This window comes from Micromonospora sp. URMC 103 (assembly GCF_051386435.1).
Lineage (GTDB): Bacteria > Actinomycetota > Actinomycetes > Mycobacteriales > Micromonosporaceae > Micromonospora.
Genome location: NZ_JBPQTR010000004.1, coordinates 413,397 through 434,651, shown reverse-complemented (window position 1 = coordinate 434,651; position 21,255 = coordinate 413,397). Strand labels below are relative to the sequence as shown.

Below are 21,255 nucleotides of genomic sequence, written 5' to 3'. Positions count from 1 at the left end.
GCATGCCGGCGGACACCACTGACATCGACGACATCCGCGCGCGGGCCCGACGCTGGCTCGACGACGACCCCGACCCGGCCAGCCGGGCGGAGCTGGAGGCGGTCCTCGACCGGCTGCCGGCGAGCGCCGGCGACCTCGCCGACCGGTTCGCCGGCCCGCTGACCTTCGGCACCGCCGGGCTGCGCGGCCCGCTGCGGGCCGGCCCGAACGGGATGAACCTCGCCGTGGTGACCCAGGCGGCCGCGGGGCTCGTCGGCTGGCTCGCCGACCAGGGCGGCGCCGGCCCCCTGGTGATCGGGTACGACGCCCGGCACGGCTCCCGGGAGTTCGCCGAGCGGACCGCCCGTGTGGCCACGGGAGCGGGACGCCCCGCGCTGCTGCTGCCCCGCCCGCTGCCCACGCCCGTGCTCGCGTACGCGGTGCGGAGGCTCGACGCCGTGGCCGGGGTGATGGTCACCGCCAGCCACAACCCGCCGCAGGACAACGGCTACAAGGTCTACCTCGGCGCCCAGCTCGGTGGGCAGCTCGGCGCGGGCGCGCAGATCGTGCCGCCCGCCGACGCCGGCATCGAGGCCGCCATCCGGGCCGTCGGCCCGCTGGCCGAGGTGCCGCTCGGCCCGCCCGGCCAGGTGCTCGGCGACGACCTCGTCTCCTCGTACGTGGAACGGGCCGCCGCCGTGATCGCGCCCGAGGGGTCGCGGGACCTGTCCGTGGCGTACACCCCGCTGCACGGCGTGGGTGGGGCCGTGCTCACGGCCGCGTTCGCCCGCGCCGGTTTCCCGGTGCCCGGGGTCGTGCCCGAGCAGGCCGAGCCGGACCCGACCTTCCCCACCGTCTCCTTTCCCAACCCGGAGGAGCCCGGCGCCGTCGACCGGCTGATCGCCCTCGCCGACGCGACCCGGGCGGACATCGCCATCGCCAACGACCCCGACGCGGACCGCTGCGCCGTGGCCGTCCGCGACGGGGCGGCCGGGTGGCGGATGCTCCGCGGCGACGAGGTGGGCGTGCTGCTCGCCGACCACCTCATGCGCCGCGGCGTGACCGGCCTCTACGCCACCACGATCGTCTCGTCGTCGCTGCTGCGGGCCATGTGCGCGGCGCGCGGGCTGCCGTACGACGAGACGCTCACCGGGTTCAAGTGGATCGTCCGGGCCGGCGGCGGCTCGGACCCGCTGGTCTTCGGGTACGAGGAGGCGCTCGGCTACTGCGTCGCACCGGACCTGGTGCGCGACAAGGACGGGATCACGGCCGCGCTGACCGTGGCCGAGCTGGCCGCCGGCCTCAAGACGCAGGGGCGGACCCTCGCCGACCGGCTCGACGAGCTGGCCGCCGAGTTCGGGGTCCACCACACCGACCAGCTCTCGGTGCGGGTGGACGACCTCAAGCAGATCGCCGACGCGATGGCCCGGCTGCGGGCGTCCACCCCCACGTCGCTGCTGGGGCACCCGGTCGAGACCACCGAGGACCTGCTCCCCGAGGCGGACGTGGTGATCCTGCGCACCCCGTCGGCCCGGGTGGTGATCCGCCCGTCGGGCACCGAGCCGAAGCTGAAGGCGTACCTGGAGGTCGTGGAACCCGTCGCGGAGGGCGAGGTCGAGGCGGCCCGCGACCGGGCCAGCCAGGCCGTCGCCGAACTACGCGCCGAGATCGCCGAGGCGCTGGGCCTCTGACCCGCGCCCGCCCGCCGGTTGCGCGTGCTGCCTTCGATGGCATCGCGCGGAGCGGATGCGGCCTGGGCTGGGGGTGGCCAGTGGCGCGGGCCCAGGGCGGCGTTCACGGCCTGGGCCGGGTGGTCAGTGGCGCGGGCCCAGGGCGGCGTTCACGGCCTGGGCCAGGGCGGCCACGACGAGGCCCACCGAGGGGCGGACCACCGAGTCGTCCGCGGTGACCTCGCCGGAGAAACCCGCCCCGCTGGCGATCTCCGCGAGCCGTTGGCGGGCGTGCTCGGCGGCGCCGTCGCTCACGCCGAGGGCTGACTCCATCCGCAGCACGGCGACCAGGGTCGCGAGGGCGGCGGTCCGCTCGTCCGGGGCCGCGCCGCCGGTGAGCGCCTCGGCCAGCCGGCGGCGGGTGTCCGCCTCCACCGTCCTGTCCACCACCGGGTACCGGTGCACGTGGATGAAGCCCAGCTCGGTCTCGTCGACGTCCCGGACGACCCCCTGGCTGCACAGGTCGCCCAGGATCCGGTCGCGCAGGCCGTGCCGCAACCGCTGCACCCAGGACGAGGCGGAGTGCGGGGTGTCGGCGGCCATCCGGGCCAGCACACCGTCGGCCACCGGCTCACCGGTAGGCGTCGGGTCGACCACCGTCAGGTTGCCGTCGGTGTACGCGACCCGGCCGGCCAGCGCCAGCTCGATCAACACCGCGGCGGCCATGCCCAGGTCGAGGCTGATCCTCGGCATGGTCGCCTTGCCCGTTTCGTCGTCGTACGCGAGCAGCAGCAGCTCTTCGGCGAGCGCAACACCAGTCATGGCCGCAGACGGTAACCCGTAGACGCACGCGTGTACGCCAACCCGCCGACGGCAAGTCGGAGATCCGTGGCACCCGGCCCCGTCTGCGCGGGCGGGATCGGGGTGCCGCTCACCTCGGCGGACCGCCTCACCGGTCAGCCGAGCCTGTCGGTCCGGCCGGCCTCGAGCACCAGCCCGTAGTAGAGCACGCGGCGCTGGGGGGCCAGTTCCAGGTATTCATGGGCGAGCAGTTCGCCGGTGGACGGTTCGAAGACCAGCAGCATCTGCGCACGCTGCGGATCCTGCGTTGGAGGCGTGAGATCGGCCGTGACCCCCACGCCGCGCCGGCCGGCCCGGTCGACGACCCGTCCCCGAAACACGAAGCCGGGTTTGTCCGCCAGGATGGTGAGGATGTCGGCCCGGGCCCGACGCGGTATCAGGTAACGGACATAGGTGTCGTACACCACCCTGGCCATGTCTCCCGCCGGCAGGTCGCTCCGAAGAGCGCGGGCGAGCGCCGCCCGGTCGGTGGGAAGCCGGCGGATCTCCTGACCGGGCGGCTCCTCGACAAGTCCCCCCGGCGAGGACGTCGCGCCGGGGCGCGGACCGCCCGCGGAGGCCAGTTGCTTCGTCCAATACTCACGAGAGGCCGCGTCCGGGAACTCGATGTCGAGCGTCTGCTGGTCCGACCACCGTCTGCCGTCCCGCGTCACCCAACTCCGGCGCTCCTCCACATAGCTGGCGACATGCCCCTCCGGTGACTCCTGGACCATGTTCCCCCAGGATCGGACCCGGTGATGGTCGTAGCGACCACCCGCACCGTCGTAGGGCGCGGCCACGAGGTGCGCGGCGAGCGCCCGCAGGTGCGGCCCGGCCTGTTCGGCGTCAGTGGTCAGCTCGTAGGCCACCGGTCGCAGCACGATCCCCTCGCCCGGCTGCGGCGTCGCGGGCACTTCGGGGGCACGTCGGTCTCGCAGGGCCGCTACCAGACCCGCGGACGCCACCGCGGTCGCCACGGCGGCCCCACCGACCAGGACCGTGCGGCGGCTCGCGACCCGCCGAATCGGGGTCTGCTCGGGCTGCGCCTCCCGTTCCGCCCGAAGGATCAGCTCGCGCGCGGCGGCCGGGGCCGGTGGCACGGTGGCGCCGCGGGCCGGGTCGGCCGGACCGAGGAGGGCCCGGACCTGCTGTTGTGTGGGCATGCTGCTCCTCTCAGACATCAGCGGACACCGGACGGGTGCCGTCGAGTGACATGTGCGTGGCCAGGGCGGCGCGCAGGCGACGCCGGGCCCGGAAGAGGCGCACCGCGGCGGCGGACCGGCTGCAGCCCAGAGCGGCGGCGGCGTCCGCGACGCTGAGGTCCTCCCAACCGACCAGCCGGAGGATCTCCTGGTCGACCTCCGGCAGTTCATCGAGCGCCCGGCGCAGGTCGAGCACCGGCACCAGGGCGTCCGGCTCGATGATCCGCGCGGGCACCTGGTCGGCCTCGGCAAGCGGAAGGAGGGCGGGAGTGGCGCGGCGGTGTCGCCACCGGTTCGCCACGACATGCCGGGCCACGCCGTACAGCCACGGGAGCGCCCGCTCCGGTACCTCACTCCGTCGCCGCCAGACGACGACGAACACGTCCTGCGCGAGTTCGGTGGCCGCATCCACGTCGGGGAGTCGGCGCAGGCCGTACCGGACGATGTCCGGGTAGTGCGTGGCGTAGAGGCTGGTGAACCAGCCCTCCCCCCGCTCGCCCACGGGTTCCATCTATCGATCTCCCGACCGGAGTTCCTGACAGGACACCAGGTATGTGTCGCGGACGGGGTGCATCGTTACCGACGGCGGTGGATGCGATCGACGCGCCCTCGCTACGGGAACAGGGCTCACTCGACGTCGAATGAGCCCTGTTCTCAATGAGCGAGCGACATTCCGCTCGGGTGCCGGGTGAGGTGTCCGGTCGGCCTCGCCGTGATCGGTGGACCGCAGGTGGGTCAGAAGCGGGGCATGCCGCCGAACTGGCGGTCGCCGGCGTCGCCGAGGCCGGGGACGATGAACATCCGGTCGTTGAGGCCCTCGTCGATCGACGCGGTGACGAGGCGCAGCGGCAGGCCGGAGCGCTCCAGCCGCTCGACGCCGGCCGGCGCGGCGAGCACGCAGAGCACCGTGATGTCCGTGCAACCGCGATCGGCCAGCAGCTGGCAGGAGTGCTCCAGCGACCCGCCGGTCGCGAGCATCGGGTCGAGCACCAGCACCGGCCGGCCGGTCAGGTCCCGGGGCAGCGACTCCATGTAGGCGCGGGGCTCGAACGTCCGCTCGTCGCGGGCTAGGCCGACGAACCCCATCGAGGACTCGGGCAGCAGGCCCAGCGCGGCGTCGGCCATGCCGAGGCCGGCCCGCAGCACCGGCACCAGCAGCGGCGGGTTGGCCAGCCGGGTGCCCTCGGTGCCGGTGACCGGCGTCTGCACCGGGTACCGCTCGATGGGGAAGGAACGCGCCGCCTCGTACACCAGCATGGTGGTCAGTTCGTGCAGCGCCGCCCGGAACGAGGAGGAGTCGGTGCGCTCGTCCCGCATGGCGGTCAGCCGGGACTGGGCCAGCGGGTGGTCAATGACGTGTACGTCCACGGTCGCCCAACCTACCGAACGGTGAGGCCCTCCCGTGCGGGTGCGGCCGACAGGGCGATTCCGCTCACCCCGGACACCGCTCGCCCGCCACATGTGATCAAGATCACTTCCTCGGCGGATGCGTAGACTTCTGGGCATGACGGCGACAGCGACGTCGGCCCGGTCGGACCTCTCCGAGCTGGGACGATCCGAGACCGCTCTGCGGACCTTCCTGCACGGCCTGCCCGGCGTGGACCAGGTCGGCGCGGAGCAGCGGGCGGCCCAGCTCGGCACCCGCTCCATCAAGACCACGGCCAAGGCCGAGGCCATCGACCTCGCGATCCGGATGGTCGACCTCACCACCCTCGAAGGCGCCGACACCCCCGGCAAGGTACGGGCGCTCGCCGCCAAGGCGCTCCGCCCCGACCCGGCCGACCCGTCCTGCCCGCACGTCGGCGCGGTCTGCGTCTACCCGGCCATGGTCCCGTACGTCGCCGAGGTGCTCCGCGGCTCGAAGGTGCACCTCGCCAGCGTGGCCACCGCCTTCCCGTCCGGGCAGGCGCCGCTGGAGGTCAAGCTCGCCGACACCCGGGCCGCCGTCGAGGCGGGCGCCGACGAGATCGACATGGTGATCAACCGGGGCGCGTTCCTGGCCGGCCGCTACTCCGAGGTGTACGACGAGATCGTCGCCACCAAGGAGGCCTGCGGACCCGCGCACCTCAAGGTGATCCTGGAGACCGGCGAGCTGGCCACGTACGACAACGTGCGGCGCGCCTCCTGGCTGGCCATGCTCGCCGGCGGCGACTTCATCAAGACCTCCACCGGCAAGGTCCCGGTGGCCGCCACGCCGCCCGTGACCCTCGTGATGCTGGAGGCGGTGCGCGACTTCCGCGCCGCCACCGGCCGGCAGGTGGGCGTGAAGCCGGCCGGCGGCATCCGCACCACCAAGGACGCGATCAAGTACCTGGTGATGGTCAACGAGACGGTCGGCCCGGACTGGCTCGACCCGGACTGGTTCCGCTTCGGCGCGTCCAGCCTCCTCAACGACCTGCTCATGCAGCGCACCAAGCTGACGACCGGCGTCTACGCCGGTCCCGACTACTTCACCCTGGACTGAGCGCGATGTTCGAATACGCCCCCGCCCCCGAGTCCCGCTCGGTGGTGGACATCAAGCCCGCGTACGGGCTCTTCATCGACGGAAGGTTCGTCGACCCGGCCGACGGCGGCAGCTTCAAGTCGGTCAACCCCGCCTCCGAGGAGGTGCTGGCCGAGGTCGCCGAGGGTGGCGCCGAGGACGTGGACCGCGCGGTACGGGCCGCCCGCGCCGCGTACGAGAAGGTCTGGGGCCCGATGCCGGGCCGGGACCGGGCCAAGTACCTGTTCCGGATCGCCCGCATCATCCAGGAGCGGTCCCGCGAGCTGGCGGTGCTCGAGTCGCTCGACAACGGCAAGCCGATCAAGGAGTCACGGGACGTCGACGTGCCCCTGGTCGCCGCGCACTTCTTCTACTACGCGGGCTGGGCCGACAAGCTGCCGTACGCCGGCTTCGGCTCCGACCCGAAGCCGCTCGGCGTGGCCGCGCAGGTCATTCCATGGAACTTCCCGCTGCTCATGCTGGCCTGGAAGATCGCCCCGGCGCTCGCCGCGGGCAACACGGTCGTGCTGAAGCCCGCCGAGACCACCCCGCTCACCGCGCTGCTCTTCGCCGAGATCTGCCAGCAGGCCGACCTGCCCCCGGGCGTGGTCAACATCGTGACCGGCGCCGGCGAGACCGGCCGGGCGCTGGTCGAGCACGCGGGTGTCGACAAGGTGGCCTTCACGGGCTCGACCGAGGTGGGCCGCGCCATCGCCCGCTCGGTGGCGGGCACCCGCAAGAAGCTCACCCTGGAGCTGGGCGGCAAGGCGGCCAACATCGTCTTCGACGACGCGCCGATCGACCAGGCCGTCGAGGGCATCGTCAACGGGATCTTTTTCAACCAGGGGCACGTCTGCTGCGCCGGCTCGCGCCTGCTCGTGCAGGAGTCGGTGGCCGACCGGGTGCTGGAGTCGCTGAAGCGGCGGATGGCCCAGCTGCGGCTCGGGGACCCGCTCGACAAGAACACCGACATCGGGGCGATCAACTCGGCGGCCCAGCTGGCCCGGATCCGGGAACTCACCGACGCCGGGTCGGCCGAGGGCGCCGAGCGCTGGTCGGCGCCGTGCGAGCTGCCCGAGCGGGGCTTCTGGTTTGCCCCGACCATCTTCACGGGCGTCACCCAGGCGCACCGGATCGCCCGCGAGGAGATCTTCGGGCCGGTGCTCTCCGTGCTCACCTTCCGCACCCCGGCCGAGGCCGTCGAGAAGGCGAACAACACGCCGTACGGGCTGTCGGCCGGGATCTGGACCGACAAGGGCTCGCGGATCCTGTGGATGGCCGACCGGCTGCGCGCCGGTGTCGTCTGGGCCAACACGTTCAACAAGTTCGACCCCACCTCGCCGTTCGGCGGCTACAAGGAGTCGGGCTACGGCCGCGAGGGCGGCCGGCACGGGCTGGAGGCGTACCTCAATGTCTGAGCGGGTCGCGGTACGCAAGACGTACAAGCTGTTCATCGGCGGGAAGTTCCCCCGCAGCGAGTCGGGACGGTCGTATCTCGTGCAGAGCGGTGACGGCACTGTGAATGTGGCACTTGCGTCACGCAAGGACGCGCGGGACGCCGTGGTCGCCGCCCGCGCAGCCGTGAAGGGCTGGGCCGGCGCGACCGCGTACAACCGGGGTCAGATCCTCTACCGGGCCGCCGAGATGCTGGAGGGCCGCCGCGAGCAGTTCGTGGCGCTCGGCGTGCCCGGCGACGAGGTGGACGCGGCGGTCGACCGCTGGGTCTGGTACGCGGGCTGGTCCGACAAGCTCGCTCAGGTGTACGGCGGGGCCAACCCGGTCGCCGGCCCGTACTTCAACCTCTCCGCGCCCGAGCCGACCGGCGTGGTGGCGGCCGTCGCCCCGGAGCGGCCGGCGCTGCTCGGGCTGGTCAGCGTGATCGCGCCGGCCATCGTGACCGGCAACACCGTGGTGGTGGCGACGTCGCCGACCGAGCCGCTCGCGGCGGTCGCCCTGGCCGAGGTGCTGGCCACCTCCGACCTGCCCGGCGGGGTGGTGAACCTGCTCACCGGCCGGATCGCCGAGACGGTGCCCACGCTGGCCGCGCACATGGACGTCAACGCCATCGACCTGACCGGCGTGACCGACGGTGAGCTGGCCGCCGACCTGGAGGTCCGGGCGGCGGAGAACCTCAAGCGGGTGCTGCGCCCGGCGCCGGTCGACCACGACTGGTTCGCGGACCCCGGCCTCGCCCGGATGACCTCCCTGCTCGAGACGAAGACGGTCTGGCACCCGAAGGGGGTCTGAGGCCGTCCCGGCCTCCGGTCACACCCCCCGGGGGCGTGGGCGTGGGCTCCTGTCGAGATCCGCACAACTACCCGAAAGTTGTCCCCTCCCGGACGCCGGACCCCACTACATCCGTGGAGTTGCGCGGATCTTGGGCGTGGCCCGCGGCGGCCCGTCCCCGGGCCTCACCGTGGCTCTACTACGGGGGGTAGGATTGGTGTGTGACTCGGCTGGGCGATCTTGAGCGTGCGGTGATGGACGTGCTGTGGGACTCGGTCCCCGGCACGTCGGACGGCGTGACCGTGCGCGAGGTCGCCGACGCGCTGGCCGGCCGGGAGCTCGCCTACACGACCGTGATGACGGTGCTCGACCGGCTGGCCGGCAAGGGCATGGTGCAGCGCGAGCGGGAGGGACGGGCCTGGCGTTACCGGGCCGCGGCCAGCCGCGAGGCGCACATCGCCCAGCTCATGCTCGACGCGCTCGACCTCGGCGGCAGCCGGGACGCGGCGCTCGTCCGCTTCGCCCGCTCGGTGACCGGCACCGAGGCCGAGGTGCTGCGCGCCGCCCTCGGCGCCGAGGCGGGCGGCACGGCGACCGGTTTCGGAAGCGGCGGCACGGCGACCGGTCACACGACCGGCGGCGGGCCGGTCGACCCCGCCAACCGCGCGGGCACGTTGGCCGACCGGATCGAGGCGCCGGCGACCGGGCGGGCCGACCGCCCGGCCACCGCCGACGAGGCGGCGGAGCGGTAAGGCGGCGGCCGTGGCGTACGCCGTGCACTTCGCCGCAACCATCCTGGCCTGCTGGATGACCGCCCAGGTGCTGGCCCGGTCGACCTGGCCGTGGCACAGCCCGCGGGTGGCGATCATCTGCTGGCAGGCGGTCGGGTTGGCGCTCGGTCTCTCCGCGATGGGCGTGCCCATCGCGCTCGGCCTGGGCGCGTACGACCTGCCGACCGGCAGCGCCCTGCTCGCCCTCGTCTCCGACCTGCTGCACGGCACGCTCCCCGCGGGGCTGGGCGTGCTGCACCTCGCGGGTGTGGGGGTCGGGTTCGGCATCGGGGCGGTGCTGCTCACCACGACCGTCCGGAACATCCACGCCACCGTGCGGGCCCAGCGCCGGCACCGGGACCTGCTCGCCCTGGTGGCTCGGGACGACCCGGCCGCGCCCGGCGCGCTGGTGCTCGACCACCCGAGCGCCGCGGCCTACTGCCTGCCCGGTGTGAAGCCCCGGGTGGTGGTGAGCGCCGGCACGCTCAGCCTGCTGGACCGCGCCGAGCTGGCGGCCGTGCTCACGCACGAGCGGGCACACGCTGAGGAGCGGCACGACCTGGTGCTGCTCCCGTTCACCGCACTCTCCCACGCGCTGCCCTGGTTCCGGTGGGTGCGGGAGGCGCACGAGCGGGTGGCCCTGCTCGTGGAGATGCGCGCCGACGACAAGGCCCGCGAGGTCCACGCCGACGCCCCGCTGGCGGCCGCGCTGCGCCGGTTCGCCACGGCCGGCCACCGGATCACTCCGGCCGGCGCGCTCGGCCTGGGTGACCGGGACCTGGACGCCCGGGTGCAGCGGCTGCTGGTCGCGGACGAGCCGCCCCGGTTCATCGGGCTCACGGCGCTGGCCGTGGCCTCGACCCTCGTGGCGCTTCCCGTCTCCCTGTTCCTGAGCTGAGCCCGGGGCCCGGCGCCTCGACCCGAAGGCCGCCCGCCCGCCCGTTCACGCCCCCACAACTACTACGATCTGTCGTAATATTGACTACGACAATACGTAGTAGACATGCGTAGGGAATCTACGTGTAGGCTCGCTACGAAAAGCGAGCCAACAGTTGGAGAGCGGCCATGGACACCCTGCTCCTCGCCCGATTGCAGTTCGCCACGACCGCGTCGATCCATTTCCTCTTCGTGGTCGTGACGCTCGGTCTCGTGACGCTCCTGGTCGGGTTGCAGACGACCTGGGTGCTCACCGGCAACCCGAGGTACGAGCGGCTGACCCGCTTCTGGGGTCAGCTCTACGTAATCAACTACGTGCTCGGCATCGCCACCGGCATCGTCATGGAGTTCCAGTTCGGGCTGAACTGGAGCGGCGTCTCGCGCTACGTGGGCAACGTCTTCGGCGCGCCGCTCGCCATCGAGACACTTGTCGCGTTCTTCCTCGAATCCACGTTCCTCGGCATGTGGATCTTCGGCTGGCACCGGCTGCGGCGCGGTGTGCACCTCGCCCTGCTCTGGGGCGTGGCGCTCACCGCGTACGCCTCGGCGTTCTGGATCCTCGTGGCCAACTCCTGGCTGCAGAACCCGGTGGGCTACGAGGTGCGCGACGGGGTCGCCCACCTCACCGACTTCGGGGCGCTGCTCACCAACCCCACGTTCGGCATGGCCTTCGGCCACGTCGTCGCCGCCTCGCTGCTGGTCGGCGGGATGCTGATGGCCGCGGTGGGCGCGTTCCACCTCATCCGCCGCACCCCCGACCACGCGCTGCACCGCACCTCGTTGCGGATCGGGCTGGTCACCTCGGCGGTGGCCATCACGCTGGTACAGGGCTTCGGCTTCGCCCAGTTCGGCCCGGTCGGCGCCGTGCAGCCCACCAAGTTCGGCGCCGGGGACGACGCCCAGAGCTTGATCGCCGACTGGACCACCCGGTTCGGCCCCGGCGACTACACGCCGCCGGCGCTCGCGGGCGTCGGGCTCGGCTTCATGATCCTGATCGGCACCACCCTCGGCGCTCTCTGGCTGCTGCTGCCGCTGCTGTGGCGGGACTGGGTCATCCGGCTCCGCTTCCCGCTCTGGCTGGTCCTGCTCGCCGTGCCGCTGCCGTTCGTGGCGGTCCTCCTCGGCTGGCTGGCCCGCGAGGTCGGTCGCCAGCCCTGGGCCGCGTACGGCCTGCTCCCCGTCGACCAGGCGATCTCGCCCGTCGGCGCCCCGGTGATGCTCGCCTCGCTCGTCGGCTTCAGCCTGCTGCTCGGCACGCTCGCCGTCACCAACTGGGTGCTCATCGCCCGGCACGCCGCCCGGGGAGCGCACGACCCGGCCCTCGGCCGGCCGCCGGGGCACCCCGCCGACGTCCGTCCCGAACCCGCCTTCACCTAGAGGAGCCGAGACGTGGAACTCGCCTGGTACGCCCTGCTCGGCCTCTTCTTCGCCAGCTACCTGGTGCTCGCCGGCTACGACTACGGGGTGGGCCTGTCGCTGGCCCGCAACGCCGACCCCGGCCTGCGGCGCGCCGCGCTCAACGCCGTCGGCCCGTTCTTCCTCGGCAACGAGGTGTGGCTCGTGGCCGCCGTCGGCATCCTCTTCGGCGCCTTCCCCGTGCTCGAGGGGGAACTGCTCTCCGGGTTCTATCCGGTCGTGCTCGGCGCGCTCGCCGGGGTGATCCTGGTGACGGCCGGTGTGCAACTCCGCAGCCGCCCGGCGCACGAGCGGATCCGGGCCCGCTGGGACCGGGTGGTGGTCGTCGGCAGCGCCCTCGCGGCGTGGGGCTGGGGGGCCCTGCTCGCCGGGCTGCTCCAGGGCGTACCGCGGCACACCGACGGCCACGTGACCGGCCTGACCCACCTCCTCACGCCGTTCGTGGCCGCCGCCGGGCTCGCCATGGTGGCGCTGGTGGCGGCGCACGGTGCGACCTTCCTCACCCTCCGGCTGCCGGCCGCCGACGCCGCCGGGGCCGGCCGACTGGCCCGCCGGCTCGTCCCGGTGGCGATCACCGCGGTCGGCGCGGCCGCCGTCCTCGGCCTGCTCTCCGGGCGGGTACGCGAGGCCGCCCAGCGGCCCGCGGTCGGCGTACTGCTGGCGTTGTTGCTGGTCACGGCGTTGCTGGTGGCCCGGGCGGCGCTCGCCCGGCGGCGGCCGGGGGTGGCGTTCGCCGCCACCGGCGTGGCGCTCGCGCTGCCCGTGGCGCTGGTCGGGGCGACCCTCTGGCCCTACGTGCTGGTCTCCACCACCGGGACCGGCGCGTCGCTCACCGTGGCCGACGCCGCCGCCAGCGCACCCACCCTGCGCCTCCTGGGCTGGCTGGCGCTGCCGCTCGTGCCGGCCCTACTAGGCTTTCAACTGATGTGCTGGTGGGTGTTCCGCGGACGGACCGACGGCAGGGCACCGGTGTACTGGTGAACCGCCGCCCCTTCGACCCGCGTCTGCTGCGACGGGTCCCCGCGGCCCGCCGCGACCTCGCCCTGCTCGCCCTCCTCGGCGTCGTCGCCGCCGCGCTCGTCGTCGCGCAGGCCACCGCGCTGGCCGCGTTGCTCGCCACCGCGTTCGACGCGCGGCTGGACCGCCCGGCCCTCGCCGGCTTCGCGGCCACGGTCGCGGCGCGCGCCCTCGTCGTCTGGGCGCAGGGCACGGTGGCCGCCCGGGTGGCCGCCACGGTCAAGGCCGCACTCCGCGCCGACCTGCTCGGCGCGGTCGGCCGGCGCGGGCCCGGCTGGGTCGCCGGGCAGCGGGCCGGTCAGCTCGCCACCCTGGCCGGGCGCGGGTTGGACGCCCTGGACGCCTACTTCACCGGCTACCTGCCGCAGCTGGTGCTCAGCGTCACCGTTCCGCTGGCGGTGCTCGCCCGGATCGGTCTCGCCGACTGGAGTTCGGCGCTCATCATCGCGCTGACGCTGCCCCTCATCCCGATCTTCGGCGCGCTGCTCGGCTGGCAGGCGCAGGCCGCCACCGAGCGCCAGTGGCGTCGGCTCTCCCTGCTCGGAGGGCACTTCCTGGACATGGTGGCGGGCCTCCCCACCCTCCGCGCCTTCGGCCGCGCCCGGGCCCAGGTCGACGTGGTGCGCCGGATGGCCGACGGCCACCGGGTCGCCACCATGCGTACGCTGCGCATCGCCTTCCTGTCGGCCCTCGTGCTGGAACTCGTCGCCACGCTCTCCGTGGCGCTGGTCGCGGTGCCGGTCGGCATCCGGCTGCTCGGCGGCGGGATCGCCCTGCACACGGCGCTCCTCGTGCTGCTGCTCACCCCGGAGGCGTACCTGCCGCTGCGGGCGGCCGGCAGCCGGTTCCACGCCAGCATGGAGGGGCTCACCGCACTCAACGAGGCGTTCGAGGTGGAGGCCGGCGCGCCCGCCCCGGAGCGGGACGGCGAGCGGGTCGCCCGCCCCGTGCCGGACGGCCGGGGTGAGATCCGGTTCGAGTCGGTGACGGTCGCGTACGAGCGGACCACGGCGCTGCGGGACGTGACGCTGACCGTACGGCCGGGTGAGCGGATCGCCGTCATCGGGCCCAGCGGCGCCGGCAAGAGCACCCTGCTCGGGCTGCTGCTCGGCTTCGTGACCCCGACGAGCGGCCGGGTGAGCGTCGGCGGGGTCGACCTGGCCGGCGCCGACCTGGACGCCTGGCGCCGGCAGCTCGCCTGGGTGCCGCAACGCGCGCACCTCTTCGCGGCCTCGCTGGCCGACAACATCCGGCTCGGCGCCCCGGACACCCCGGCCGAGACGCTCGCCGCCGCCGTGCACGACGCGGCCCTGGACGAGGTGGTCGCCGGGTTGCCGGACGGGCTCGACACGGTGCTCGGCGAACGCGGTCACGGCCTGTCCAGCGGGCAGCGGCAGCGGGTGGCGCTGGCCCGGGCGTTCCTGCGGGACGCCCCCGTGGTGCTGCTCGACGAACCGACCGCGCGGCTCGACAGCGCCTCCGAGGCGATGGTGCTGGACGCCACCCGCCGGCTCGTGGCCGGCCGGACGGCGCTGCTGGTCGCGCACCGCCCCGCGCTGCTCGCCCAGGCCGACCGGATCCTTCGGGTCGAGGACGGCCGGGTCACCGAGCTGACCCCCGCGCCGACGCAAGGGGCGGCCCGATGAGCGACGACCCGCGCCGCGATCCCGTTCCCGAGCCATCGGTGGAGTCGGCCACCGGGCCGGCCCTCCCGACCGAAGCCGACCCGACCGCCGCGGACCGGACCGGGGCCGGCCCCACCGTGGCGGGCGTCTCGCGGCCCGCGGACTTCGACGTGCGCGGCCCCGCCACCGTCGACCCGCCCGTACGGGCCGCCGACCCGGGCGACCGGGCCGAGCGGGGGCGGGCGGGGGCGGCCGAACGGGCCGTGCTGCGCCTGGCCCGGCCGTACCTCGGCCGGCTGGTCGGCGCCGGGTTGCTCGCCGCCGCCACCGAGTTCGCGGGCCTGGCCCTGATGGCGACCGCCACGTGGCTGCTCATGAGCGCCGCCGGACGGCCACCGCTCGACCGGCTCACGGTCGCCATCGTCGCGGTACGCGCGCTGGCGATCAGCCGGGGCGTGTTCCGCTACACCGAACGCCTCGCCGGCCACGACGCCGTCCTGCGGATGATCACCGACGTCCGTGCCCGGGTCTTCGCGGCGCTCGCCGCCCGGCGGTCCGCCCCGCCGCGCTCGGGCGACGCGCTGAGCCGGCTCGTCTCCGACGTCGAGACGGTCCAGGACCTGCTGCTGCGAGTGCTCGTGCCGGGCGCCGGCGCGGTGCTCGTGAGCGTGGTGGCCGTGGGCGGCGCCCTGCTGATCTCGCCGCCGGCCGCCGGCGTGCTCGCCGTCGGGCTGCTCGTCGCCGGGGCGGCGCTGCCCGTCCTCGCGACCCGGCTGACCCGGCGCAGCGCGGCCGAGCTGGCGCCGTTGCGCGGCGCGCTGGCCGCCGACGCGATCGACCTGACCCACGGCGCCGCCGACCTCGCCGCGTTCGGCGCCACCGACGCCGCGTTGCGCGCCGCCACCGGACGCACCCGGCGGCTGGCCCGCCTGGAACGGCGCCTCGCCGCCGCCGGGTTCGCGGTGGACGCGGCCGGCACCCTCGTCGCCGGGCTCACGGCCGGCGCGGTGGTGCTCGTCGCGCTGGCCGCGGGCGTGCCCGGCGCCCTGGTCGGCGTGCTGGCCGTCGGCACCCTGGCCGCCGTCGAGGTCGCGCTCGCGTTGGTCGGGGCCGCCCGGCAACGGTCACAGCTCGGCGGCGGCCTGACCCGGGTCGCGGCCCTGCTCGGCGACACCGGAGCACCACCGGCTGCCACGCCGGCCCCGGCGGAACGCCCGATGACGCAGACCGAGCCGCTGCCCGGCGGCGCGCTGCCCCCTCCGGCCGGGGCCGCGCCGACCGCCGGCAACCACGGCCTGCGGCTCGACGACGTCACGGTCCGGTACCGCGCCGGGGCGGCGCCCGCGCTCGACCGGGTGAGCCTCGACCTGCCCGCCGGTCGGCGGATCGCGGTGGTCGGTCCCAGCGGCGCCGGCAAGAGCACCCTCGCGGCCGTCCTGACCGGCGCGGTACGCCCCTCCGGCGGGCACGTCACGGTGGGCGGGCGCGACCTCGCCACGTATCCCGAGGACGAGCTGCCCCGGGTCGTCGGCGGCCTCCTCGCCGAGGCGTACGTCTTCCACGCCACGGTCCGGGAGAACCTGCTGCTCGGCCGGTCGGGCGCGTCCGAGGCGGAGTTGGCCGCCGCGGCGGCCGCGGCCGGCCTGCTCGACTGGGTACGCGCGCAGCCCGCCGGCTGGGACACGGTGGTCGGCGAGGAGGGCGGGCAGCTCTCGGGCGGGCAACGGCAGCGGCTGGCGCTGGCCCGCGCGCTCCTGGCCGCCGCACCGGTGCTGGTGCTCGACGAACCCACCGAGGGGCTCGACCCGGCCGCCGCCGACGCGGTGCTCGCCTCGGCGCTGGCCGCCACGCCGGCCGGCCACTCGGTGCTGCTGATCAGCCACCGGCTCACCGGCCTGGACGGGCTGGACGAGATCGTGGTCCTCGACGCCGGGCGGGTGGTGCAGCGCGGACGCCACCCCGAGCTGGTGACCGTCCCCGGCTGGTACCGGGACCAGTGGCTGCTCCAGGAAGCGGCCGAACGCGGGTACCTGGCCCTCGCGCCCTGACCGCTTTCCGGGTCGGACCAGGGTCTTTCCCGGACCCCACGATCCCGCGGGACGTGGCAGGGTGGTGCCATGCCGTGCGGTGAGGACGTCTTGGTGGAGGACCGGCTGCGGGAGCTCGCCGGTCGGCTGCGCGGGCCGGCCCGGCTGAAGGCCGACCTGCTGACCGAGGCCCGGCACGGGCTGCTCGACGCCGTCGACGCGTACCGGGCGGGTGGGCTCCCCGCCGTGGAGGCGGAGCGGCGCGCGGTGGCCGAGTTCGGCAGCCCGGCGCAGCTGCTTCCCGGCTGGCAGGCCGAACTCGCGGTGGGTGCGCTGCGCGGCCTGTCGCTGCGCGTGCTCTCGGTGGCCACGGTCCTGGTCGTCGCGGGAGACCTCACCTGGCGTGGTTCCAGCTGGAGCGAGGGCGAGGTCCCTCCCCCGGAGGGTTACCGGCTCCTCTCCAGCACCGTGCACGGCGTCTGGATGGCGGCGCTCGCCCTGGCGGTCGGAGGGCTGCTGCTCGTCACGGTGGCCGCCCGGTCGGCCCGCCCCGGCCACGCCGCGCTCGCGCGGCTGGTGGGCGCCGGTCTCACCGGTGCGCTCCTGCTCGGTGCGCTCACCGGCGCCGGCCTGTTCGGTTGGTCGGCCCTGCTCTGGGACGCCGCGCTCACCTGGCCGCCGATGATCATCGGGTCGGTGGTGGCGAGCGCGGGTTACGTCTGGGCGGGCGGGGCCGCCCGCAACTGGCTGCTGGCCGCTCGCTGACAACGGCCGTTCGCGCGTCCCCCGGGCACCGCGTCCGGGGCGCTCGGGCCGGGTCGGCGATGCTCGTGCCGAGCTGATCGCGCTCGTGCCGTGCCGGTCGCGCTCCATGCCGTCCTGCGGCACTCGCGCCGTCCGGGCGGCGTGCCGGCCGGTCGCGGCGACCGGCGGGCGCGGCGGCGCTCAGGCGGGGGCGGCCGGGGACGTGCCGGGGTCGAGGAAACGGCCCACCGTCGAGCTGAACTCCCGCCAGCCCGCCCGCTCGCCGGCCAGCTCCCGGCGCCCAGCGTCGGTGAGGTGGTACGTCCGCCGCTCGCGCCCGTTGACCGTGCTCCAGGTGCTGACCACGTGCCCGGCCCGCTCCAGCCGGCGCAGCGCGGGGTAGATCGTGCCGGTCGGCAGGTCGAGGTTGCCGTCGCTGCGGGCACGCAGCGCCTCGATGATGGCGTAGCCGTGCAGCGCACCCCCCTCCAGCACCGCGAGCAGCAGGGCGTCGAGGTGTCCGTGCAGCGCCTGGGCCTTCATGCGTAGTTACGCTACTTGTCCGACGGGCGGACCGCCACCTGATCCATGCGGGGTGCGGGCATCGGCGTTCCGCAGCGGCCCACTAGGGTATGTGCCCAGAGTCACTCGCCGGCCGGAGACGCCGGCGGGTGGGCAACCCGAAGCACACGGAGGTCAGCGTGGCCCGCCAGTCGCCTCAACGGCCAGACGCAGACGAGCCCGAGCTCGACGACACCGTCGACGCGGTCGAGCCGGAGGACGCCGACACCGACGAGCCCGCCGCGGCGCCCGACCGCTCGCTGTGGGAGGCGGTCGCCATCGACCCGGTGGAGATCGCCCTGCCCGCCGGCACGGGCTTCACGCTCCGGGCGTACCGGCCGGCCCGCGAACTGACCCCGACCGACGTCGCCGAGCGGGACGAGGACGACCCGTTCCTCGCGCGCCGCCAGGTGATCGAGGAGGAGGAGGACGACGAGACCGTCGTCATCCTCGACGAGGATCTGGCCGAGGAGTTCGCCGAGAGCGACGAGGAGGCGGCGGAACGCCGCAGGGCGGCCGGCGACGAGGCCGACGCCGACGAGGAGGAGACGGCCGACGAGGCGGGCGACGAGGAGGTGCCGATCTTCCTCAGCCACAAGGGCCGGCTGCTGCTCTTCAAGACCCCGGAGTCGTTGGTCAGTTTCATCCGGTCCGGCGCGCCCAACGATCTGTCTCAACTGGACAGCTGGCGAGAACTGTCCGAACGGGTGGAACCGGCCGACATCGCCCCGCTGGACGAGGACACCTACGAGCTCGACCTCGTGGTGGAGAACCTCCGCGGCGGCCACGACACGTGGGATCCCACGCTGCTCATCGAGGCCGGCGAGGTCGCCCGTGACCTGTCGTACGCCCTGCGGCTACCGGCCGTGCTCGACATGCTCTCCGCCGGCTCCAGCCTGGACGACCTGGACGAGGCGTTGCGGGCCAGCGTCAACGGCGGGCTCGGCGGTTTCATGGGTCGGCGGCGGCTGAAGAAAATCGGGGCACAAACCGCAAGTCTCGGTTGGCGCACCATTGTCGGCAAGATCTCTGCTGTCGTGGACTGGCGCGACTGACCCTTACCGGGGAGCATCAGTCTCTGGCAGAGGAAACCTTTGTCCCGGGAGGAGGACGACGCCGTGGCGCTCGTGCGCGTGTACTGCGGTCTGGCCTCGGCGGATCCGGCCGACCGACCGGCCTCGGCCGGTTCGACGCTGACGTCCGCTGTGGTCGACGACGCAGGCCGTCTGCTGCATGTCTGCGAGATCGGCGACGACCCGGCCGGCTACGCCCGGTTGGTCGCGCTGCTCGTGGAGCGGTCGGGCGGGCCGAGCGGTGCGGCAATCGCCGCCGACAGCGACGACCACACGGTGACCTCGCTGCTCAGCGCGGCTGGGCGTCCCCTGGCGATCGCCGACGACGACTCGGTCGACGACTTCGCGGAGCGGTTCGCCGACGACGACTCGCTGGAGGAGATGCAGTCGCCGCCCGCCGAGCGGCGTGCGGTCGGCCTGGCCCGGGCGCTGCAGGCCGGCGCGCTCTCCGCGGTGACACTTCCCGCTCCCCGGGACCTCGCCGGCTACAAGCAGGTCCTCGCCGCGCACGCCGCGCTGGCCAGCGGCCGTCACTCCGCCGCCGTCGCGCTGCGCGAGGTGCTGCGGGAGCTCTACCCGGCCGCGCTGCGCGCGTACCCGGATCCGGCCGAGGCCGTTCCGCTGGCCGTGCTGGACGCCCTGCCCGAGCCCAGCATGCTCGCCGGCACCGTGGCCCGCGGCCGTGAGGTCTCGGTCGCCGCAGACGCGATCGCCGCGCACCTCGCGGCGGACGGTGTGGCCGAGGCCCAGGAGATCGACGAGGCGGTGACGGCCCTGCGGGTCGCCATCGCCGAGACCCCCCGGCGGGCCGCGGTCAACCGGGCGCTCACGTCCGCCGTGGCAGAGACCGTCCGGCAGGCGGTCGCCTCGGTCCGGGCCTGCGATGCGGGCTGCGAGGCGCTGGTGAGCGCGCTCGCCTCCCGCGTGACCACGCCGGCCGCGACGCCGGGCCGTCGGGCGGCCGCCCGACGGGGCGAGCCGGTGGGCGACCTCCCCGGCCTCACGGGCACGACCGGGGGGATCCGCGCGATCCGTCCGGGTGCCGCCGAGCCGACGCCCTCCGGCGGGCGACGCAGCCGCCCCGAGCCGGTCTCTGCGGGCAGCCCTCCGCCGCCTCCCCGCCCCCTCGGGCCGCCCCCGATCGCGCCGGCCCCGGTCACGCCGCCGCCCGTCGCGCCCGCGCCGGTGATCCCGGCCGCGGTGGCCGGGCCGCCCGTCTCCGCGCCCCCCGGGCGCACCGAGCCCGCGCCCAGCCAGATCGACGCGCCGACCAATCGGCCAGTCTCCGCTCCGCCACCTCCGCCGCCGGGCATCACGCCCATCGCCCCCGCACAGCGCGGCAAGGTGCCACCCGCCGAGGCGGGTGAGCCGTTCCGGCCCACGCTCACCACCGCGGCGATCAACAGCGCCCGCGCCGAGCGGCAGCGCACGGTGATCCCGCCCCGGCCGAAGACGAACGGTGCGGCCGGGTCGCCTCCCACCGGCGGCTTCAGCGTCACCGACCTGAGCGTGCCCGTGCCCACGCCCCGGCCCGACCAGGAACCGACCGCGCCGCCCGGCTCCCGCGCCAACTGGCCGCTCGTCAACAACCCGGAGGACCCGGCCGACAGCTCGCCGAACAACCCGGTGGCCTACCCCTCGTACGGCGGTGGCCGGAGCGTCGACGCGCCGACCGACCCGGGCACGGGCGAGGGCCGGGTGACGCCGCCGTGGCTCGCCGACGACCTGCCCCAGGAGCCGCCGATGCTGCGGCTCGTCGAGCCGCCGCCGCTGGCCGACCGGGCGCTGCGCGAGAACACCGACCCGCAACTGGAGACGCCGCCGCTGCGGCTCGTCGACGGGCCCGAGTCCGGCCGCAACGGCCGCCCCGCCGCCCGGTCCGAGCGTCCCCCGGTCGAGCACCGGCCGCCGCCTCCGGTCGAGCACCGGCCACCGCCGCCCGTCGAGCACCGGCCGCCGCCCGTGGCCGAGGAGAGCGGCGACGGTGACCTGCTCATCTTCGCGCAGGCGAAGTCCGCCTGGTTCGTCGGTCACGACACCGACGAGACCGAGCTGGACTGGTCGACCATGGCCGACAGCGGGTGGCAGGCGGCGGAGCAGGCCGCGCGCCCCGCGGTGGGTTCGGAGACCAGCTCGGGACTGCCCAAGCGGGTGCCGCAGGCCAACCTGGTGCCCGGTTCACCGCTGCGCGAGGAGCGGCCGCTGCGGATCGTGCGCGACGCCGCCAGCCTCGCCGAAAACACCACCGGCTACTTCCGCGGCTGGCGCCGCGGCCAGGAAATCGGTGGCTTCGCGGTGGGCGGCCGGCCGGGCCGCGAGGCCGCAGGTGGCTGGGACTTCAGCCGCGACCACGGTGACCGCGACGACGACCGGGAGTACGAGTACCGCTCCGCGGGCTACCGATCCTGACTGCACGCGGAGAGCCCCTGCCCGGGCCCGACCGGATCACCCGGCGGGAATCGGGCAGGGGCTTTTCGCTGCGGCCCTCACGGGTCGGCGTGGCGGATGGTTCGCACGGGGCCGGCCGACGCGCGGACGGCCCTCAGCGTGCGGCTCGTGGCGCCTGACCGCCGCCCCGGGGCAGCTGCGCTGCGACAGCTACCGTCCACGGCCTACGTCGCGCGTTGCAGGACGCGGCACGGTGAGCGCCGGTCGGGCCAGGCGGCTGCCCGGCGGGCCACCGGCGC

At 74.9% G+C, this 21,255-nt stretch carries 18 protein-coding genes; 13 read left to right on the top strand and 5 right to left on the bottom strand.

Annotated features, from left to right (window positions below; all coding sequences use genetic code 11):
• Positions 1-2: 2 nt before the first annotated feature.
• A complete protein-coding gene (locus ACSNOA_RS05595) occupies positions 3-1,670 on the top strand; it encodes a phospho-sugar mutase (protein WP_436656856.1) in 1,668 nt (555 codons plus the stop codon).
• 123 nt (positions 1,671-1,793) lie between these two features.
• Here ACSNOA_RS05595 and ACSNOA_RS05590 read toward each other — a convergent pair whose 3' ends face one another.
• From ACSNOA_RS05590 to upp, 4 genes are all read right to left on the bottom strand, one after another.
• Positions 1,794-2,471 carry a GOLPH3/VPS74 family protein gene (locus tag ACSNOA_RS05590; RefSeq protein WP_436656855.1) on the bottom strand — a complete coding sequence of 226 codons (678 nt, stop codon included), beginning with the start codon at positions 2,469-2,471 and terminating at the stop codon, positions 1,794-1,796.
• Positions 2,472-2,605: 134 nt separating this feature from the next.
• Entirely contained in the window at positions 2,606-3,652 is a 1,047-nt protein-coding gene (locus tag ACSNOA_RS05585) for a CU044_5270 family protein (protein ID WP_436656854.1), read from the bottom strand.
• A gap of 10 nt (positions 3,653-3,662) precedes the next feature.
• A complete protein-coding gene (locus ACSNOA_RS05580) occupies positions 3,663-4,202 on the bottom strand; it encodes an RNA polymerase sigma factor (RefSeq protein ID WP_436656853.1) in 540 nt (179 codons plus the stop codon).
• A 224-nt stretch (positions 4,203-4,426) separates the two neighbouring features.
• Positions 4,427-5,059, bottom strand: coding sequence for a uracil phosphoribosyltransferase (gene upp / locus ACSNOA_RS05575; RefSeq protein WP_436656852.1), 633 nt, complete (start codon positions 5,057-5,059; stop codon positions 4,427-4,429).
• 136 nt (positions 5,060-5,195) lie between these two features.
• On the opposite strand from upp, the gene deoC reads away from it, so the two are divergent.
• The 10 genes from deoC to ACSNOA_RS05525 all read left to right on the top strand — a co-directional run bounded on the left by deoC (position 5,196) and on the right by ACSNOA_RS05525 (position 16,955).
• Positions 5,196-6,155, top strand: coding sequence for a deoxyribose-phosphate aldolase (gene deoC, locus ACSNOA_RS05570; protein WP_436656851.1), 960 nt, complete (start codon positions 5,196-5,198; stop codon positions 6,153-6,155).
• A gap of 5 nt (positions 6,156-6,160) precedes the next feature.
• A complete protein-coding gene (locus ACSNOA_RS05565; RefSeq protein ID WP_436656850.1) occupies positions 6,161-7,591 on the top strand; it encodes an aldehyde dehydrogenase family protein in 1,431 nt (476 codons plus the stop codon).
• Entirely contained in the window at positions 7,584-8,420 is an 837-nt protein-coding gene (locus tag ACSNOA_RS05560) for an aldehyde dehydrogenase family protein (RefSeq protein WP_436656849.1), read from the top strand. The genes ACSNOA_RS05565 and ACSNOA_RS05560 overlap by 8 nt, the downstream gene beginning before the upstream one ends.
• Positions 8,421-8,620: 200 nt before the next feature.
• Positions 8,621-9,151: a BlaI/MecI/CopY family transcriptional regulator gene (locus ACSNOA_RS05555; protein ID WP_436656848.1), complete on the top strand. Its 531-nt coding sequence runs from the start codon at positions 8,621-8,623 to the stop codon at positions 9,149-9,151.
• 10 nt (positions 9,152-9,161) lie between these two features.
• Complete coding sequence (locus ACSNOA_RS05550) at positions 9,162-10,067, top strand: M56 family metallopeptidase (RefSeq protein WP_436656847.1); 906 nt, start codon at positions 9,162-9,164, stop codon at positions 10,065-10,067.
• Positions 10,068-10,234: 167 nt separating this feature from the next.
• A complete protein-coding gene (locus ACSNOA_RS05545; RefSeq protein WP_436656846.1) occupies positions 10,235-11,482 on the top strand; it encodes a cytochrome ubiquinol oxidase subunit I in 1,248 nt (415 codons plus the stop codon).
• A gap of 12 nt (positions 11,483-11,494) precedes the next feature.
• Positions 11,495-12,502, top strand: a complete 1,008-nt coding sequence (locus tag ACSNOA_RS05540; RefSeq protein ID WP_436656845.1) for a cytochrome d ubiquinol oxidase subunit II — start codon at positions 11,495-11,497, stop codon at positions 12,500-12,502.
• Positions 12,499-14,184, top strand: a complete 1,686-nt coding sequence (cydD, locus tag ACSNOA_RS05535) for a thiol reductant ABC exporter subunit CydD (protein ID WP_436656844.1) — start codon at positions 12,499-12,501, stop codon at positions 14,182-14,184. The genes ACSNOA_RS05540 and cydD overlap by 4 nt, the downstream gene beginning before the upstream one ends.
• The gene (cydC, locus tag ACSNOA_RS05530; protein ID WP_436656843.1) at positions 14,181-16,211 is read left to right on the top strand and encodes a thiol reductant ABC exporter subunit CydC; all 2,031 of its coding nucleotides are present in this window, start codon (positions 14,181-14,183) and stop codon (positions 16,209-16,211) included. The genes cydD and cydC overlap by 4 nt, the downstream gene beginning before the upstream one ends.
• A 69-nt stretch (positions 16,212-16,280) precedes the next feature.
• A complete protein-coding gene (locus tag ACSNOA_RS05525; RefSeq protein ID WP_436656842.1) occupies positions 16,281-16,955 on the top strand; it encodes a permease prefix domain 1-containing protein in 675 nt (224 codons plus the stop codon).
• A 180-nt stretch (positions 16,956-17,135) separates the two neighbouring features.
• Here the strand turns inward: ACSNOA_RS05525 and ACSNOA_RS05520 are convergent, their stop codons facing one another.
• On the bottom strand, positions 17,136-17,477 hold the full coding sequence (locus ACSNOA_RS05520; protein ID WP_436656841.1) for a PadR family transcriptional regulator: 342 nt from the start codon (positions 17,475-17,477) through the stop codon (positions 17,136-17,138).
• Between the two features lie 128 nt (positions 17,478-17,605).
• Between ACSNOA_RS05520 and ACSNOA_RS05515 the strand changes: the two genes are divergently transcribed.
• Both ACSNOA_RS05515 and ACSNOA_RS05510 read left to right on the top strand, forming a co-directional pair.
• A complete protein-coding gene (locus ACSNOA_RS05515) occupies positions 17,606-18,550 on the top strand; it encodes a DNA primase (RefSeq protein WP_436656840.1) in 945 nt (314 codons plus the stop codon).
• Between the two features lie 39 nt (positions 18,551-18,589).
• Positions 18,590-20,977: a transposase gene (locus ACSNOA_RS05510; RefSeq protein WP_436656839.1), complete on the top strand. Its 2,388-nt coding sequence runs from the start codon at positions 18,590-18,592 to the stop codon at positions 20,975-20,977.
• The last annotated feature ends 278 nt before the right edge of the window (positions 20,978-21,255 follow it).